At 60.2% G+C, this 15,693-nt stretch carries 14 protein-coding genes; 9 read left to right on the top strand and 5 right to left on the bottom strand.

The features are described 5' to 3' along the window. Positions 1-36: 36 nt before the first annotated feature. Entirely contained in the window at positions 37-1,773 is a 1,737-nt protein-coding gene (locus BFL40_RS27930) for an IlvD/Edd family dehydratase (protein ID WP_071486963.1), read from the bottom strand. 192 nt (positions 1,774-1,965) lie between these two features. On the opposite strand from BFL40_RS27930, the gene BFL40_RS27925 reads away from it, so the two are divergent. The 7 genes from BFL40_RS27925 to araH are packed head-to-tail and all read left to right on the top strand — an operon-like array spanning position 1,966 to position 10,385. Next, on the top strand, positions 1,966-3,288 hold the full coding sequence (locus BFL40_RS27925; protein ID WP_071486962.1) for an MFS transporter: 1,323 nt from the start codon (positions 1,966-1,968) through the stop codon (positions 3,286-3,288). Between the two features lie 15 nt (positions 3,289-3,303). After that, positions 3,304-4,293: an AraD1 family protein gene (gene araD1, locus BFL40_RS27920; protein ID WP_071486961.1), complete on the top strand. Its 990-nt coding sequence runs from the start codon at positions 3,304-3,306 to the stop codon at positions 4,291-4,293. Between the two features lie 10 nt (positions 4,294-4,303). Then, positions 4,304-5,884 (top strand): aldehyde dehydrogenase (NADP(+)), encoded by a 1,581-nt coding sequence (locus BFL40_RS27915; protein WP_071486960.1) that lies wholly within the window; start codon positions 4,304-4,306, stop codon positions 5,882-5,884. Between the two features lie 31 nt (positions 5,885-5,915). Next, positions 5,916-6,779 (top strand): SMP-30/gluconolactonase/LRE family protein, encoded by an 864-nt coding sequence (locus BFL40_RS27910; protein WP_071486959.1) that lies wholly within the window; start codon positions 5,916-5,918, stop codon positions 6,777-6,779. 39 nt (positions 6,780-6,818) lie between these two features. Beyond that, positions 6,819-7,823 carry a substrate-binding domain-containing protein gene (locus BFL40_RS27905; protein ID WP_071486958.1) on the top strand — a complete coding sequence of 335 codons (1,005 nt, stop codon included), beginning with the start codon at positions 6,819-6,821 and terminating at the stop codon, positions 7,821-7,823. Between the two features lie 57 nt (positions 7,824-7,880). Continuing rightward, positions 7,881-9,407 carry an L-arabinose ABC transporter ATP-binding protein AraG gene (gene araG, locus BFL40_RS27900; RefSeq protein ID WP_071486957.1) on the top strand — a complete coding sequence of 509 codons (1,527 nt, stop codon included), beginning with the start codon at positions 7,881-7,883 and terminating at the stop codon, positions 9,405-9,407. 9 nt (positions 9,408-9,416) lie between these two features. Continuing rightward, a complete protein-coding gene (gene araH / locus BFL40_RS27895; protein ID WP_071486956.1) occupies positions 9,417-10,385 on the top strand; it encodes an L-arabinose ABC transporter permease AraH in 969 nt (322 codons plus the stop codon). 701 nt (positions 10,386-11,086) lie between these two features. On the opposite strand, the gene BFL40_RS27890 is transcribed toward araH, so the two are convergent. Further along, complete coding sequence (locus BFL40_RS27890) at positions 11,087-12,235, bottom strand: aldose epimerase family protein (RefSeq protein ID WP_071486955.1); 1,149 nt, start codon at positions 12,233-12,235, stop codon at positions 11,087-11,089. A gap of 137 nt (positions 12,236-12,372) precedes the next feature. Between BFL40_RS27890 and BFL40_RS27885 the strand changes: the two genes are divergently transcribed. Further along, positions 12,373-13,140, top strand: a complete 768-nt coding sequence (locus tag BFL40_RS27885; RefSeq protein ID WP_071486954.1) for an SDR family NAD(P)-dependent oxidoreductase — start codon at positions 12,373-12,375, stop codon at positions 13,138-13,140. A 6-nt stretch (positions 13,141-13,146) separates the two neighbouring features. On the opposite strand, the gene BFL40_RS27880 is transcribed toward BFL40_RS27885, so the two are convergent. Further along, a complete protein-coding gene (locus BFL40_RS27880) occupies positions 13,147-13,749 on the bottom strand; it encodes a glutathione S-transferase family protein (RefSeq protein ID WP_071486953.1) in 603 nt (200 codons plus the stop codon). A 111-nt stretch (positions 13,750-13,860) separates the two neighbouring features. Here BFL40_RS27880 and BFL40_RS27875 point away from each other — a divergent pair, with 111 nt between their 5' ends. Continuing rightward, the gene (locus BFL40_RS27875) at positions 13,861-14,322 is read left to right on the top strand and encodes a GNAT family N-acetyltransferase (protein WP_071486952.1); all 462 of its coding nucleotides are present in this window, start codon (positions 13,861-13,863) and stop codon (positions 14,320-14,322) included. On the opposite strand, the gene mug is transcribed toward BFL40_RS27875, so the two are convergent. Then, positions 14,312-14,830 (bottom strand): G/U mismatch-specific DNA glycosylase, encoded by a 519-nt coding sequence (mug, locus tag BFL40_RS27870; protein ID WP_071486951.1) that lies wholly within the window; start codon positions 14,828-14,830, stop codon positions 14,312-14,314. The two genes, BFL40_RS27875 and mug, sit on opposite strands and share 11 nt — an antisense overlap. Then, positions 14,827-15,693: a LysR substrate-binding domain-containing protein gene (locus BFL40_RS27865; RefSeq protein ID WP_071486950.1), complete on the bottom strand. Its 867-nt coding sequence runs from the start codon at positions 15,691-15,693 to the stop codon at positions 14,827-14,829. The genes mug and BFL40_RS27865 overlap by 4 nt, the downstream gene beginning before the upstream one ends.

Genomic DNA, 15,693 nt, shown 5'->3' with positions numbered 1-15,693 from the left:
TGCTCTGGCTAAATAGGCGGCATCATAGCATCCCAATTAGTGGGAATGACGCGGGACTTCAGCTCCACGGCAGCCCACCAGGAAGTCAAAGTCGCAACCTTGATCAGCCTGCAGCACATGGTCGATGTACAGCTGGCGGTAGCCTCCGACGATCAACTTCTGCGGTGGTGCGAGGTCGGCCATGCGCGCCGCCAGCTCTGCGTCGGGGATGTCCAGGTGCAAGCGACCATTGGCACAGTCGAGTTCGATCCAGTCACCTTCCTGCACCGTGGCCAACGGTCCACCGGCAGCGGCTTCCGGCGCTACGTGCAACACCACCGTGCCGTAGGCGGTGCCACTCATGCGCGCGTCGGAGATTCGCACCATATCGGTCACACCCTGGGCCAGCAGTTTGGCCGGCAGCCCCATGTTGCCGACTTCCGCCATGCCTGGGTAACCTTTGGGCCCGCAGTTTTTCATGACCAGGATCGAGTTGGCATCCACGTCCAATTCCGGGTCGTTGATACGTGCCTTGTACATGTCGAAATTCTCGAACACCACCGCACGGCCACGGTGCTGCATCAGCTCAGGGCTGGCCGCTGACGGTTTGAGCACGGCGCCCAGCGGGGCCAGGTTGCCACGCAGCACGCAGATACCGCCGTCGGCGCGGATCGGGTTGTCGAGGGTGCGGATCACTTCGTCCTGACCATAGATTGGCGAGTCCTTGGTGTTTTCGCCGAGGGACTTACCGTTCACGGTCAAGGCATTCGGATGCGGAATCAGGTTGGCTTCGCCCAGGCGACGCAGCACAGCGGGCAAGCCACCGGCATAGTAAAACTCTTCCATCAGGAAACGCCCCGACGGTTGCAGGTCGACGATGGTCGGCACGCCTCGCCCCATACGGGTCCAGTCATCCAGGTCGAGTTCGACGCCGATACGCCCGGCGATGGCTTTCAAGTGAATCACCGCGTTGGTCGAACCGCCGATGGCTGCGTTCACGCGGATCGCATTTTCAAACGCCTCTTTGGTGAGAATTTTCGACAGCTTCAAGTCTTCGCGCACCATCTCCACCGCGCGCATGCCGGACATGTGCGCCAGCACATAACGTCGCGCATCCACCGCCGGAATCGCCGCGTTGTGGGGCAGGGAAGTACCGAGTGCCTCGGCCATGCAGGCCATGGTCGACGCGGTGCCCATGGTGTTGCAGGTGCCCGCCGAACGCGACATGCCGCCCTCGGCCGCAAGGAAATCATCCAGGGTAATGGTGCCCGCCTTGACCTGTTCGCTGAGCTGCCACACCACCGTGCCGGAGCCGATGTCCTGGCCCTTGTGCTTGCCATTGAGCATCGGCCCACCGGTGACCACGATGGCCGGCACGTCGCAACTGGCGGCGCCCATCAGCAGGGCGGGGGTGGTCTTGTCGCAGCCGGTCAGCAGCACCACGCCGTCAATCGGATTGCCGCGAATGGCTTCCTCCACATCCATGCTCGCCAGGTTGCGGGTGAGCATGGCCGTCGGTCGAAGGTTGGATTCGCCGTTAGAGAACACCGGGAACTCCACGGGGAAGCCACCGGCTTCAATCACGCCGCGTTTGACGTGTTCGGCGATCTGCCGGAAGTGCGCGTTGCACGGCGTCAGCTCCGACCAGGTATTGCAGATACCGATGATCGGCTTGCCATGAAACTGATGGTCGGCAATGCCCTGGTTCTTCATCCAGCTGCGGTACATGAAGCCGTTCTTGTCGGCAGTACCAAACCACTGGGCGGAGCGTAGGCCGGGCTTTTTATCAGGCATGATCGATTCTCTTATTGTATGACTATATGTTCTATGCGTGCTTAAACATAAGCGCAAAATCGATGCTTTGGAAGAGTTGTTTTGCAAATAGTCATACTATATAGTCGGCTTCAACTGAGGTATTGCCCTGGCGGATTTTCGCGAGAGGCGTCCCCCGAGCTTCTATAAAAACAACAATCGGAGATCGACCCCATGAGCCAGGAACTGCGGCTTATTCGGCGCATCACGCTGAAACTGATTCCCTTCCTGATCCTGCTGTACCTGGTCGCCTATGTGGACCGCTCTGCCGTGGGCTTTGCCAAATTGCACATGGGCGCCGATGTCGGCATCGGTGACGCGGCGTATGGCCTGGGGGCAGGGCTGTTCTTTATTGGCTATTTTCTTTTCGAGATCCCCAGCAACCTGATGCTCGACCGTTTCGGTGCGCGGCGCTGGTTTGCGCGGATCATGCTCACCTGGGGCGCCATCACCATCGGCATGGCTTTCGTCCAGGGGCCTCACAGCTTCTATGTGATGCGCTTTCTGCTCGGTGCGGCGGAGGCCGGGTTCTTTCCGGGCGTTCTCTACTACATCACCCAATGGTTCCCGGTACGCCATCGCGGCAAGATCCTCGGGCTGTTCATCCTGTCCCAACCCATCGCGATGATGATCACCGGCCCCGTCTCCGGCGGCCTGCTGGGCATGGACGGGATCTTCGGCCTGCATGGCTGGCAGTGGCTGTTTATTGTGATCGGCACCCCGGCGCTTCTGCTGACCTGGCCGGTACTGCGCTATCTGCCGGATGGGCCGAAACAGGTCAACTGGATGAGCGAAGATGAAAAAATCTGGCTCACCGGCGAGCTGAATAAAGACCTGCAAGCCTACGGCCAGACCCGCCATGGCAATCCGTTGCATGCGCTTAAAGACAAGCGCGTGTTGCTGCTGGCGCTGTTCTACCTGCCGGTGACCTTGAGCATTTACGGCCTGGGCCTATGGTTGCCGACCTTGATCAAGCAGTTCGGCGGCAGTGACCTGGTCACCGGCTTTGTGTCCGCCGTGCCGTATATCTTCGGAATCGTCGGGCTGTTGATCATCCCGCGCAGCTCCGACCGCTTGAACGATCGCTACGGCCATCTCGCGGTGCTGTATGTGCTCGGCGCCATCGGCCTGTTTCTCAGCGCCTGGCTGAGTGTGCCGGTGCTGCAACTGGCGGCGCTGTGCCTGGTGGCGTTCGCGCTGTTTTCCTGCACGGCGGTGTTCTGGACCTTGCCGGGACGGTTTTTCGCCGGTGCCAGCGCGGCCGCGGGCATTGCCTTGATCAACTCGGTGGGCAACCTCGGCGGCTATATCGGTCCGTTCGTGATTGGCGCGCTCAAGGAGTACACCGGCAACCTGGCCTCAGGCTTGTACTTCCTGTCTGGGGTGATGGTGTTCGGCTTGCTGCTCACCGGTGTGGTTTACCGCCTGCTGGAGCGCAAGCACGTGCTGCCCGCTGACCAATTCGCCGCCAGCGCCCGTGGCGCTACACGGACTTAATCTGGGAGAAGTTTCATGCGTTTAGTTCAGTTCGAATTACGTAACGGTGAGCGCCGCGTCGGCGTGGTAGAAGGCAGCACACTGCGTGAAGTTCAGACCGCCCGCAGCGTGCGCGAGTTGGCGTTGGCTGCCATCGAGGCCGGTGTGGGCCTGGCGCAACAGGTGCAGAGCCTTGGCCTGGGCGAAAGTCATGACTACGCTGCGCTGCTGGCCGATCTGAAAATCCTGCCGCCACTCGACCATCCGGACCCGGCACATATGCTGATCAGCGGCACCGGCCTGACCCACCTCGGCAGCGCCTCGGCGCGGGACAAGATGCACCAGGGCGGTGACGACAGCGCATTGACCGACACCATGCGCATCTTCAAATGGGGCGTGGAGGGCGGCAAGCCTGCCTCCGGCCAAGCAGGCGTCCAACCGGAGTGGTTCTACAAGGGCGACGGCAGCATTGTGGTGCGTCCTGGCCAAGCCTTTCCTGTACCGCCGTTTGCCGATGACGCGGGTGAAGAGCCGGAGATCGGCGGCCTGTACGTGATCGGCCATGACCGTAAGCCCTATCGCCTGGGTTTTGCGGTGGGTAACGAGTTCTCCGACCACGTGATGGAACGCAAGAATTACCTGTACCTGGCCCATTCCAAGCTGCGCAGTTGCAGCTATGGCCCAGAGCTGCGCGTGGGTGAGTTGCCCCAGCACCTGGCCGGCACCAGCCGTCTCCTGCGCGACGGTAAAGTCATTTGGGAAAACGAATTCCTCAGTGGCGAAGCCAATATGTGCCACAGCCTGGAAAACCTCGAGTACCACCACTTCAAATACAACCAGTTCCTGACGCCCGGCGATGTGCATATTCACTTCTTCGGCACCGCCACCCTGTCATTCGCCGACGGTATACGTACCCAACCGGGCGATGTGTTCGAGATCAGCCAGGCCGAGTTCGGCGCGCCGTTGATTAACGCGGTCGGCAGTGCTGACGCGGTGTTCGAACCCGGCAACGTCGTCACCCTTTAAGGAGCCCTCCATGACCCAGTTTCTCGGCCACAACTACATCGGCGGCCAGCGCAGCGCCAACGGCAGCGTCACGCTCAAGAGCGTCGACGCCAGCACCGGCGAAGCCTTGCCTCAGGTTTTTTACCAGGCAACTCCCGAAGAGGTCGACGCTGGCGCTAAAGCTGCGGCGGCGGCTTACCCGGCGTACCGCGCGTTAAGTGCTTCGCGCCGCGCGCAGTTCCTGGAGGCGGTGGCCGATGAGCTGGATGCGCTGGGCGATGAGTTTGTTGAGCTGGTTTGCCGCGAAACAGCGTTGCCCGCCGCGCGCATCAAAGGTGAACGCGGGCGTACCAGTGGCCAGATGCGTCTGTTCGCAACCGTGTTGCGTCGTGGCGATTTCTACGGCGCGCGTATCGACAAGGCCTTGCCCGAGCGCCAGCCACTGCCGCGTCCTGACCTGCGTCAGTACCGCATTGGCCTCGGCCCGGTGGCGGTGTTTGGTGCGAGCAACTTCCCCCTGGCATTTTCCACCGCCGGTGGCGACACCGCCGCAGCGCTGGCGGCGGGCTGCCCGGTGGTCTTCAAGGCCCACAGCGGGCATATGGCGACGGCTGAATGCGTCGCCGATGCAATCATTCGAGCGGCCGAGGCCACCGAGATGCCGGCGGGCGTGTTCAATATGATCTTCGGTGGCGGTGTCGGTGAAGCGCTGGTCAAGCACCCGTCGATCCAGGCCGTCGGTTTTACCGGCTCGCTCAAGGGCGGCCGCGCGTTGTGTGATATGGCAGCGGCACGCCCGCAGCCGATCCCGGTATTTGCCGAGATGTCGAGCATCAACCCGGTGATCGTGTTGCCCAAGGCGCTGGACACGCGTGCGCCAACCATCGCCCGCGACCTGACCGCCTCGGTGGTGCAGGGCTGTGGTCAGTTCTGCACCAACCCCGGCCTGGTGATCGGCATCGCATCGCCCGCCTTTACTGCGTTCACTCAACAGGTGGCGCAATTGATCGGTGATCAACCGGCGCAAACCATGCTCAACGCAGGGACCTTGAGCAGTTATGGCAGCGGTCTGGAAAAGCTCTTGGCGCACCCAGGCATTCAACATTTAGCCGGCAGTGCCCAAGCGGGCAATCAAGCACAGCCGCAACTGTTCAAGGCCGATGCCAGTCTGCTGATCGACGGCGATGAAGTGCTGCAAGAAGAAGTGTTTGGCCCTACCACGGTATTTGTTGAAGTCGCCGATCAGGCCCAACTCAGCGCCGCCTTGCAAGGCCTGCACGGTCAACTGACGGCGACCATGATTGGCGAACCGGCGGATTTCGAGCAGTTCGCCGAGCTCACGCCGCTGCTGGAACAGAAAGTCGGACGCATCTTGCTCAACGGCTACCCGACCGGCGTAGAAGTATGCGATTCGATGGTGCATGGCGGGCCGTACCCTGCGACCTCCGACGCCCGTGGCACCTCGGTCGGTACCCTGGCTATCGACCGCTTCCTGCGCCCGGTGTGCTTCCAGAATTACCCTGATAGCCTGCTGCCCGACGCGTTGAAAAACGCTAACCCGTTGCGTATTCAGCGGCTGGTGGATGGCACGCCATCTCGCGACCCGCTGTAACACGCACCTGAACAACACTCCAGGAGGCTTCATGTCGTGTACCGCCGTCACCCCGCACCGTGCGCAACTGGGCGAAGGTCCGTTTTGGGACGCGCCGACTCAGGCGCTGTATTGGGTCAATATCGCCGGCAAACAGGCGCTGCGCTTGATGGGCGGGCAATTGCAGGTTTGGCAGTTGCCCGAGCACGTTTCGGCGTTTATCCCGTGTGAAAGCGGCGATGCGTTGGTGACCTTGAGCAGCGGTGTCTATCGGCTGGACCTGACAACCGAAGCCTTGACCCTGCTTTGTGTGGCCGACCCGCAACCCGGCAACCGCGGCAATGAAGCGCGCTGCGATGCGCAGGGCCGACTGTGGCTGGGCACCATGCAGAACAACATCGGTGAGCAGGGCGAAGACCTGCCGATCACCCGACGCTCCGGTGGCCTGTTTCGCATCGATGCCGATGCAACGGTCACGCCGCTGCTGCACGGTCTGGGCATTCCCAATACCTTGCTCTGGAGCGATGACGGCAGTCACGTGCATTTCGGCGACAGCATGGACGGCACGCTGTACCGGCATTCGATCCAACCCGATGGCCAACTCGACCCCGCGCAGGTGTGGTTCGGCCCGCATCCGCGCGGCGGGCCGGATGGCTCGGCGATGGACGCTGAAGGCTATCTCTGGAACGCCCGTTGGGACGGCAGTTGCTTGCTGCGCCTGACGCCCGAAGGTCAAGTCGACCGCGTCATCGAGTTGCCCGTCAGCCGCCCCACCAGTTGCGTATTCGGCGGCCCGAACCTCACCACCCTCTATATCACCAGCGCCGCCAGCCCATTGGATCACCCTCTGGATGGTGCGGTATTGGCCATTGAGGTCGACGTGCCAGGCAAACCCTGTCACCGCTTTGCCGGTTAAACAACCAAGACTTAAAAACAACAACAAGGAGTCACCCGTATGAATCGTCGTCGTGGTATCCGTTCCCTGTGCTGCGCCGCTGTAGCGGTCTCGGCCCTGAGCTTGAGCGGCCTGTTGCTGGCCGCTGAAGAAGTGAAGATTGGTTTTCTGGTCAAGCAGGCCGAAGAACCGTGGTTCCAGACTGAATGGGCCTTTGCCGAAAAAGCCGGCAAGGAGCATGGGTTCACGGTGATCAAGATCGCGGTGCCGGATGGCGAGAAAACCCTGTCGGCCATCGACAGCCTGGCCGCCAACGGCGCCAAGGGCTTTGTGATCTGCCCGCCGGACGTGTCCCTTGGCCCGGCCATCGTCGCCAAGGCCAAGGCCAACGGTTTGAAAGTGATTGCGGTGGATGATCGCTTTGTCGATGCCAAGGGCAACTTCATGGAAGACGTGCCGTACCTGGGCATGGCCGCTTTCGAAGTCGGCCAGAAGCAGGGTGCCGCGATGGCCGCTGAAGCGAAAAAACGTGGCTGGGACTGGAAGGACACCTATGCGGTGATCAACACCTTCAACGAACTCGACACCGGTAAAAAACGCACCGACGGTTCGGTCAAATCCCTGGAAGACGCAGGCTTCCCCAAAGACCATATCCTGTTCACCGCCGCCAAGACCCTTGATGTACCGGGCAGCATGGACGCGACCAACTCGGCCTTGGTCAAGCTGCCCGGTAGTGCGAAAAACCTGATCATCGGCGGCATGAACGACAACACTGTGCTGGGCGGCGTGCGCGCCACCGAAAGCGCCGGTTTTGCGGCGGCCAACGTAATCGGGATCGGCATCAATGGCACCGACGCCATTGGCGAATTGAAGAAACCCAACAGCGGCTTCTTCGGTTCGATGCTGCCAAGCCCGCACATCGAGGGCTACAACACCGCGAAGATGATGTTTGACTGGGTCACCACCGGCAAGGAGCCGCCGAAGTACACCGCCATGGACGAAGTCACGCTGATCACCCGCGAGAACTTCAAGCAGGAGCTGGAAAAAATCGGTTTGTGGAACTGATTTTTTTCCTCGGCGGCCGCCGCAACGGGGCCGCCTGATCCGTGTGACGAGGTGGTTATGCACGCGCAATTACAGACACACAACGCCGGTGCCCGTTTGTGCTTCACCGGCATCGGCAAAACCTTCCCTGGGGTCAAGGCGCTGGATGGCATCAGCTTCACCGCCTTGCCTGGGCAGGTGCACGCCTTGATGGGTGAGAACGGCGCGGGCAAGTCGACGCTGCTGAAAATCCTCGGCGGCGCCTATATTCCCAGCAGCGGCACGCTGCAGATCGGTGAGCAGACCATGGCCTTCAAAAGCGCCGCCGACAGCATTGCCAGCGGCGTCGCGGTGATCCACCAGGAGCTGCACCTGGTGCCGGAAATGACCGTCGCCGAGAACCTGTTTCTGGGGCATTTGCCGTCTCGGTTTGGTGTGGTCAATCGTGGCTTGTTGCGCAAGCAGGCGCTGGCCTGCCTCAAGGGCTTGGCCGACGAAATCGATCCTGGCGAGAAGCTGGGCCGCTTGTCCCTGGGCCAGCGCCAACTGGTGGAAATCGCCAAGGCATTGTCCCGTGGCGCGCATGTGATTGCGTTCGATGAGCCCACCAGTAGCTTATCCGCGCGGGAAATCGACCGGCTGATGGCGATCATCTCGCGCCTGCGCGATGAGGGCAAAGTGGTGTTGTACGTGTCCCACCGCATGGAAGAAGTGTTCCGCATCTGCAATGCCGTCACGGTGTTCAAGGACGGCCGCTACGTGCGCACGTTTGAAGGCATGAGCGCGCTGACCCATGACCAGTTGGTCACTTGCATGGTCGGCCGCGATATTCAGGATATCTACGACTACCGCCCGCGTGAGCACGGCGAGGTCGCGCTCAAGGTTGAGGGTTTGCTTGGCCCAGGCTTGCGTGAGCCGGTCAGCTTCGAGGTGCGCAAGGGCGAGATTCTCGGCCTGTTCGGGCTGGTGGGCGCAGGGCGCACCGAGTTGTTTCGCCTGCTCAGTGGATTGCAGCGCGCCAGCGCCGGGCACTTGGAACTCTGCGGCAAACCACTGCACCTGCATTCGCCACGCGATGCCATCGCGGCCGGCGTGCTGCTGTGCCCGGAAGACCGTAAGAAGGAGGGCATCATTCCGTTGTCCAGCGTGGCTGAGAACATCAACATCAGTGCGCGCGGCGCGCATTCCGCGTTCGGCTGGCTGTTGCGCGATGGCTGGGAAAAAGGCAATGCCGACCAGCAAATCAACGCCATGAAGGTCAAAACCCCGAACGCGACGCAGAAAATCATGTACCTGTCCGGCGGCAATCAGCAGAAGGCGATTTTGGGTCGCTGGCTGTCGATGCCGATGAAAGTACTGCTGCTCGACGAGCCGACCCGTGGCATCGATATCGGCGCCAAAGCCGAGATCTACCAGATCATTCATAACCTCGCAGCGCAGGGCATTGCGGTGATCGTGGTGTCCAGCGACCTGATGGAAGTGATGGGCATTTCCGACCGCATCCTGGTGCTATGCGAAGGCGCCCTGCGCGGTGAACAGCGCCGCGAACACGCCACTGAATCCAACTTGCTGCAGCTGGCCTTGCCGCGCAGCCTGGCGAACTGAGAGATGACTATGACGACTCAAAATAACGCGTTGCCGGTGGTACGCAAACCTATCGACCTGCGCGCGTTGCTCGATAACTGGGCGATGTTGATGGCCGCGCTGGGGATCTTTCTGTTGTGCGCGTTGCTGATCGACAACTTCCTCTCGCCCCTGAATATGCGCGGCCTGGGCCTGGCGATTTCCACGGTGGGTATCGCGGCGTGCACCATGTTGTTTTGCCTGGCGTCGGGGCACTTCGATTTGTCGGTGGGTTCGGTGATTGCCTGCGCCGGGGTGGTGGCGGCGATTGTGATGCGCGATACCGACAGCGTGATGCTGGGGATTGGCGCGGCGCTGTTGATGGGCCTGATCGTTGGGCTGATCAACGGTATTGTGATCGCCAAGTTGCGGGTCAATGCGTTGATTACCACCTTGGCGACCATGCAGATCGTGCGGGGCCTGGCCTATATTTTTGCCAATGGCAAGGCGGTCGGGGTGTCCCAGGATCAGTTCTTTATCTTCGGTAACGGGCAATTGCTGGGTGTGCCGGTGCCGATCCTGATCACCATTGTCTGCTTTCTGTTTTTCGGCTGGCTGCTCAATTACACCACCTATGGGCGCAACACCATGGCCATCGGCGGTAACCCGGAGGCGGCGTTGCTGGCGGGGGTGAATGTTGACCGCACCAAGATTCTGATCTTTGCCGTACATGGTGTGATTGGTGCTCTGGCCGGGGTGATCCTGGCTTCGCGCATGACCTCCGGGCAGCCGATGATTGGCCAGGGTTTTGAGCTGACGGTGATTTCTGCCTGCGTGTTGGGTGGGGTGTCGTTGAGCGGCGGGGTGGGCATGATTCGCCACGTGATTGCTGGGGTGTTGATCCTGGCGATCATTGAGAATGCGATGAACCTGAAGAATATCGATACCTTTTACCAGTACGTGATTCGGGGGTCGATCTTGTTGCTGGCGGTGGTTATTGATCGCATGAAACAACGCTGATTGAGTGCATATCCGTTGCTGCGGTAACGGCCTCTATTGGTTCCGCTCTTACAGCGGGTCACTTTTGGAAAAGAGCCCCAAAAGTAACCAAAAGGGCTCTTGGGTATGACTCACCCACATAGGTAACAAATCAGTTCAAGCACATAGGTAACAGTTTTTAACTGGGAGTGGTGTGGAGCAAAAGCCAGATCAGAAGCAGGGCAGATTGCAGTTTCCCTGATGTATGGAGCACCCACATTACTCGACCGCTTTTGATCTACACCACTCAGGTCGGCTTTCAGGCCGCCGTGCTGTTGATTTTGACTTTGATCTTAGGCGCCCCGTTAAACCACGATGGCCGCAAGTAGGCACGGTGGAGCGGGTAAACCGGCAAGGATGCCGGTTTAGCCGCGCTGGGCCAGGGATGGCCCATCGCGGCGACCCGCGCAGCCGTGCCGGAGTGCGGGCACACCGAGCCACAGCGAGGTGCCGAGTGGTGGGGCAAGAGCCCTTTGCTTACTTTGGGCTGGGCCGGCATTCCGGCTTTTCCAAAGTGAGTCGCCGTAAGGGCGAAACCATAAGCGGCCGTTACCCAAAAAACGGATATGTACCCAACGGACCAGCAAGAACCACAAAGCCCAATCCATACAAAGGATGTGTAGGTACCTATGCCGCGATACAGGCACCTCGGTCTAACTGAAAGACCGAGGCGCCTGTAACAGTTAATCGGCAGAGAACTTCAGCACGGTGTTCTGGGTATACGTCTGCCCAGGGTTCAAACGCGTAGACGCAAATTTCGGCTGATTAGGCGCATCCGGAAAATGCTGGGTCTCCAACGTGAAACCGCTCCAGTGCTGGTAGGTCTTGCCAGCCTTACCCTTCACCGTACCGTCGAGGAAGTTGCTGGTATAGAACTGCACGCCCGGCTCAGTGGTGTAGAGCTGCAAACGCCGACCAGACGCTGGATCATGCACCTCGGCAGCGAGCTGTTTGATGTCGCCTTTGGTATCCAGCGCCCAGTTGAAGTCAAACCCGCCTTGTTTCGGCTCGGCGAATTTAAGCTGCGGATGATCGTCCTTGATGTGCTGGCCAATGGCGGTGGGCTTGAGAAAATCCATCGGCGTGCCCTGGACCGGCGCCAGTTCTCCGGTAGGAATCAACGTGGCATTCACCGGCGTGTAGTGGCTGGCATGCAAGGTCGCGACTTGCTTGAGAATGTCGCCGTTACCCGCACCGGCGAGGTTGAAGTAGCTGTGGTTGGTGAGGTTGAGCACCGTGGGCTTGTCGGTGGTGGCCTTGTAGTCGATGTGCAGTTCGTTTTTATCGTTGAGGCTATAGGTGACCTCGGTTTTCAGGTTGCCGGGGAAGCCCATCTCGCCGTCCTTGGACAGGTAGGTGAGGGTGACGCCGACCGAGTCCTTGCCCTTGACCTGCTTGGCTTGCCACACGTGCTTGTCGAAACCCTGGGCGCCGCCATGCAGCGAGTTGGGGCCATCGTTGAGCGGCACCTGGTAGCGCTTGCCGTCGAGTTCAAAGGCACCGCCGGCCAGGCGATTGCCAAAACGCCCGATGGTCGCGCCGAAAAACGCCGTGCCGGCCTGGTAGCCCTGCACGTCATCGAAGCCCAGCACCACGTCCTCGGACTTGCCGTGTTTGTCCGGCACTTTCAGCGACTGCAGCACGCCGCCGTAGGTGATCACAGTGGCTTGCATGCCATGGCTGTTGCGCAACACGTACTGTTCGACGGCGGTACCGTCATTGGTTTTGCCGAAAGGTTTGTGCTCGCTGGTGAGTCCTGCCGCCTGGGCGCCGCCGCTGGCGATCAGCATGGACAAGGCGAGGCCGGAAAGCAGGTGTCGAGGGTGCTTCATGGTCGAACTTCCTTTTGTTGTTTTGAGTGGAATAGTTCTACTAATGTGCGATATTTTGTCGGTATGACAGCGAATTTATAGCCTTAAACGTAATATTTGCAAAATAAAATAAGACTAATTAGGTGGGGCACCGTTATATGACTACTCAGCAGGCCGTTTATCCCGACCTCAAAGGCAAGACCGTGCTGATTTCCGGAGGCGCTTCGGGCATCGGCGAATTCATGGTGCGGGCCTTCGCTGCGCAAGGCGCCAAAGTGGGTTTTGTGGACCGTGCACAAAGCCAGGGCGAACGCCTGGCGGCGTTGTTGAACTCTCAGGGGCATACCGTTGAGTTCGAGTATTGCGATATCACTGATGAAATCGCCTACAAGGCGGCGATAGAGCGTTTTGAACACTCGCTGGGGCCAATTACGGTGCTGGTCAATAATGCGGCCAATGACCTGCGCCACACACTGGAGGAGGTCGATTCGGAAACCTTCGACAAGCTGATTTCCGTCAACCTGAAACACGCCTTCTTTGCTGCCAAGGCCGTGGTGCCGATGATGAAACGCGCGGGCGGCGGGGCGATCATCAACCTGGGCTCGGTCGGCTGGATGATGGCTTCCGCCGGCTACCCGGTGTATGCCGCCAGCAAAGCCGCCGCCCATGGCATGACCCGCGCGTTGGCGCGGGAACTGGGGCCCAGCCGCATTCGCGTCAACACCTTGGTACCCGGTTGGGTCATGACGGAAAAACAACTGGCAATGTGGGTCGACGACGCGGCCAAGGAACTGATCAGCCGCAGCCAGTGCTTGCCGGGCAGCGTACTGCCCGAACACATCGCCAATATGGCGTTGTTCCTCGCTTCCGATGTGTCGGCGATGTGTTCGGCACAGAACTTTATCGTCGACGGTGGCTGGGTGTAGACCGGGTTATTCGATCGGGTATTTTTTGAAGGCCGGATGCTGTTCCAACCGTTCGGCGTGGCGTTGCAGGCTGGGGAAGGCATCGGCCTTGACCACCGATGCCACGGTGAACTGGCTGAAGGACCAGGCGACCGCCGCTGTCAGCGACGCCTGGCTCAGGGCTTCGCTGCCGGTCTGGGCGAGGTGTTTATCCAACAGCGAATAGGCGGCCAGCAACTGGCCGGTGACACGGTCGAGCCACGGTGCATGCAGCTTCTCGGCCGGGCGCAGGTTGTGCTCATAGACGATCTGTACGCTTTTCTCACAGGCGGCCAGGGCCAACCCAAGTACCTGCAGGTCATGGGCGCGTGCGGTGGGTTGCTGGGGCAGCAGCTTTCTGTCGGCTGGGGCCAGGGCTTCCAGGTAATCCAGGATCAGGCTGGAGTCCATCAGCACGGTCCCGTCATCCAGCACCAGGGTGGGCGCCTTGACCACCGGGTTGATCTGGGCGAATTGCGCGTAGGTGCGAAACACCGACAGTGGCTCATGCACAAAGTCCACCCCGTACAGCTCCAGGGAAATTGCCACGCGACGTACATAAGGTGAGTCCAGCATGCCGACCAGTTTCATGAAGCCTCCAGGGAGTTGAGTAGCTGTCAGGATAGGTAAAGTCAGGTAACTTTATAGCGGGCTTTGGCCGTGTAATATCAACAATTTTTACCGATATTTGGAGTGTGTGTAATGCCTGCCTCATCGGATCAAGCCCCCGCTATCGTTTTATCCCCCGCGACCCATAACGACTTGGAAGCTTTGGTGGCTATCCGGATTGAGGCCATGCGCGAAAGCCTTGAGCGACTTGGGCGATTTGACCCCGATCGTGCGCGTGAACGATTTCTGAATGGGTTCGACGCAGGCAACACGCGCCGCATAGAAGTAGCAGGTGAACTGGTTGGTTTTGTCGTTGTAAAAGACCTTCGAAGCGAGCTTCTGCTTGACCACTTGTACGTGGTCCCCTGTGTTCAAGGTGCAGGCATAGGCGCAAAAGTACTCACTCAGGTGTTCAGGGAGGCGGATGAACTGCGGCTGCCTATCAAGGTGGGCGCTCTTAAGGAAAGTGCTTCAAATCGCTTTTACCTTCGCCATGGCTTTGTGTTCGTCGAAAGTGGTGAATTCGATAATTATTATGTCCGCTCTAATGCTTAGGCCGTTCACAGGCAACGCGCAGTTCGCGATACGCGTTCACCAGTTGATCAAGGCTGAAGGCAAGGTTGCGGCCGCTGGGGTTGGGCAGTACCCAAACTGAAGCGCCGCCCAGTGAATGTGGCTGCAACCCCCAGGCAATCTCGCGCTGGCCAGACAATGCGCTGTAGCCTGCCTTGCCGAGAAACGCCACGCAGCGCGGCGCATGCCGGCGGATTTTCTGCTCGAACGCCGCCGCCGCATCTTTGAATTCATGCCGCGCCAACTCGCTCGCACTCGCCGTCGGGCGTTCCACCACCGTGGTCAAGCCGCAGTGGTAGTGCAGCAGCGTGCGACCGCCTTCCGGGCTGATTTCATGGGGTGTGAACCCGGCCAGGTGCAGGGTGCGCCAGAAGCGGTTGCTGCGGTTCGCAAAGTGCTGGCCAATGGCGGCGGAACCCTTGCCGGGGTTGATGCCGCAGAACACCACGTTCAAGTGGTCGGCGAGGATGTCTTCGAGTCTGTCACTCATGTCGGGTCTACCTGCAAATGGGACAGCAGCCATTCGGTGAAGCTGCGGGCCATGGGGGTGTTTTCACTGTCACGGTGGGTCAGCAACGCCCAATTCGGCCCGCGAATAGTGGCTTCCACCAGCGGTGTCAGCAAGCCATCGGTCTGGGCTTGACGACTCAGCAGTTGGCTAACCAATCCAACTCCCAACCCGGTGCACACCGCATCCAGCAGCAAGCCAGGATCGGAAAAGTTCAGCCCCTGATCCTGCTGGCCCACATCGATTCCGGCCTCCACGGCCCAATGACTCCAGTCCATTTCCCGCTCGCCGTGCAGGGTGGTGCGTTGCGCCTTGGGCTCTTTCAATACCCGTGGATGGCACGCCGGAAACAGCCGGTCGGCATGCAGTACCTTGAAGCTGCATTCGGCCTGGGAGCTGATGTCGTCGCGCACCGCGAGATCGATGGTCTGGCTGGCCATGTCCGGCACTTCATCGGTGCTGAAAATCCACAGGTCCACCTCCGGGTGCTGGCGACGAAAGTCGGCCAGGCGCGGCAATAACCAGTGACGGGCAAACGTCGGGGTGGTGTTGAGCACCAGTTGATTGGGCTTGCGGTACTGCCCCAGCCGTCGCACGCCTACCGCCAATTGCTGCAACAGCGCCTGGGTGGTGCTGAGAAAATCGTACCCGGCGTCGGTCAGGCTGACACTGCGCCCGCTGCGGAAAAACAGTGGCTGTTCAAGGTAAGCCTCCAGGCTGCGAATCTGCTGGCTGATTGCCGATTGGGTCAGGTGCAGTTCTTCGGCGGCCTTGTGGAAACTGCCCAGCCGGGCGGCGGCTTCAAAGCCGCGAAGGGTGCCGAGGGGCGGCCAGTGGTTGAGCAT

The organism is Pseudomonas costantinii (assembly GCF_001870435.1).
In the GTDB taxonomy this organism is placed as follows: Bacteria; Pseudomonadota; Gammaproteobacteria; order Pseudomonadales; family Pseudomonadaceae; genus Aquipseudomonas; species Aquipseudomonas costantinii.
Note: the sequence above shows the minus strand (reverse complement) of the source record. Positions and strands in the feature narration are given on the sequence as shown.

What these genes read in the sequence shown, in the direction of transcription:
- BFL40_RS27930 (WP_071486963.1), bottom strand. Translation starts at nt 1,773, where the DNA reads ATGCCTGATAAAAAGCCCGGCCTACGCTCCGCCCAGTGGTTTGGTACT.
- BFL40_RS27915 (WP_071486960.1), top strand. Translation starts at nt 4,304, where the DNA reads ATGACCCAGTTTCTCGGCCACAACTACATCGGCGGCCAGCGCAGCGCC.
- BFL40_RS27880 (WP_071486953.1), bottom strand. Translation starts at nt 13,749, where the DNA reads ATGAAACTGGTCGGCATGCTGGACTCACCTTATGTACGTCGCGTGGCA.
- BFL40_RS27865 (WP_071486950.1), bottom strand. Translation starts at nt 15,693, where the DNA reads ATGCTCAACCACTGGCCGCCCCTCGGCACCCTTCGCGGCTTTGAAGCC.
- BFL40_RS27910 (WP_071486959.1), top strand. Translation starts at nt 5,916, where the DNA reads ATGTCGTGTACCGCCGTCACCCCGCACCGTGCGCAACTGGGCGAAGGT.
- araD1 (WP_071486961.1), top strand. Translation starts at nt 3,304, where the DNA reads ATGCGTTTAGTTCAGTTCGAATTACGTAACGGTGAGCGCCGCGTCGGC.
- mug (WP_071486951.1), bottom strand. Translation starts at nt 14,830, where the DNA reads ATGAGTGACAGACTCGAAGACATCCTCGCCGACCACTTGAACGTGGTG.
- BFL40_RS27890 (WP_071486955.1), bottom strand. Translation starts at nt 12,235, where the DNA reads ATGAAGCACCCTCGACACCTGCTTTCCGGCCTCGCCTTGTCCATGCTG.
- araG (WP_071486957.1), top strand. Translation starts at nt 7,881, where the DNA reads ATGCACGCGCAATTACAGACACACAACGCCGGTGCCCGTTTGTGCTTC.
- BFL40_RS27925 (WP_071486962.1), top strand. Translation starts at nt 1,966, where the DNA reads ATGAGCCAGGAACTGCGGCTTATTCGGCGCATCACGCTGAAACTGATT.
- BFL40_RS27885 (WP_071486954.1), top strand. Translation starts at nt 12,373, where the DNA reads ATGACTACTCAGCAGGCCGTTTATCCCGACCTCAAAGGCAAGACCGTG.
- BFL40_RS27905 (WP_071486958.1), top strand. Translation starts at nt 6,819, where the DNA reads ATGAATCGTCGTCGTGGTATCCGTTCCCTGTGCTGCGCCGCTGTAGCG.
- BFL40_RS27875 (WP_071486952.1), top strand. Translation starts at nt 13,861, where the DNA reads ATGCCTGCCTCATCGGATCAAGCCCCCGCTATCGTTTTATCCCCCGCG.
- araH (WP_071486956.1), top strand. Translation starts at nt 9,417, where the DNA reads ATGACGACTCAAAATAACGCGTTGCCGGTGGTACGCAAACCTATCGAC.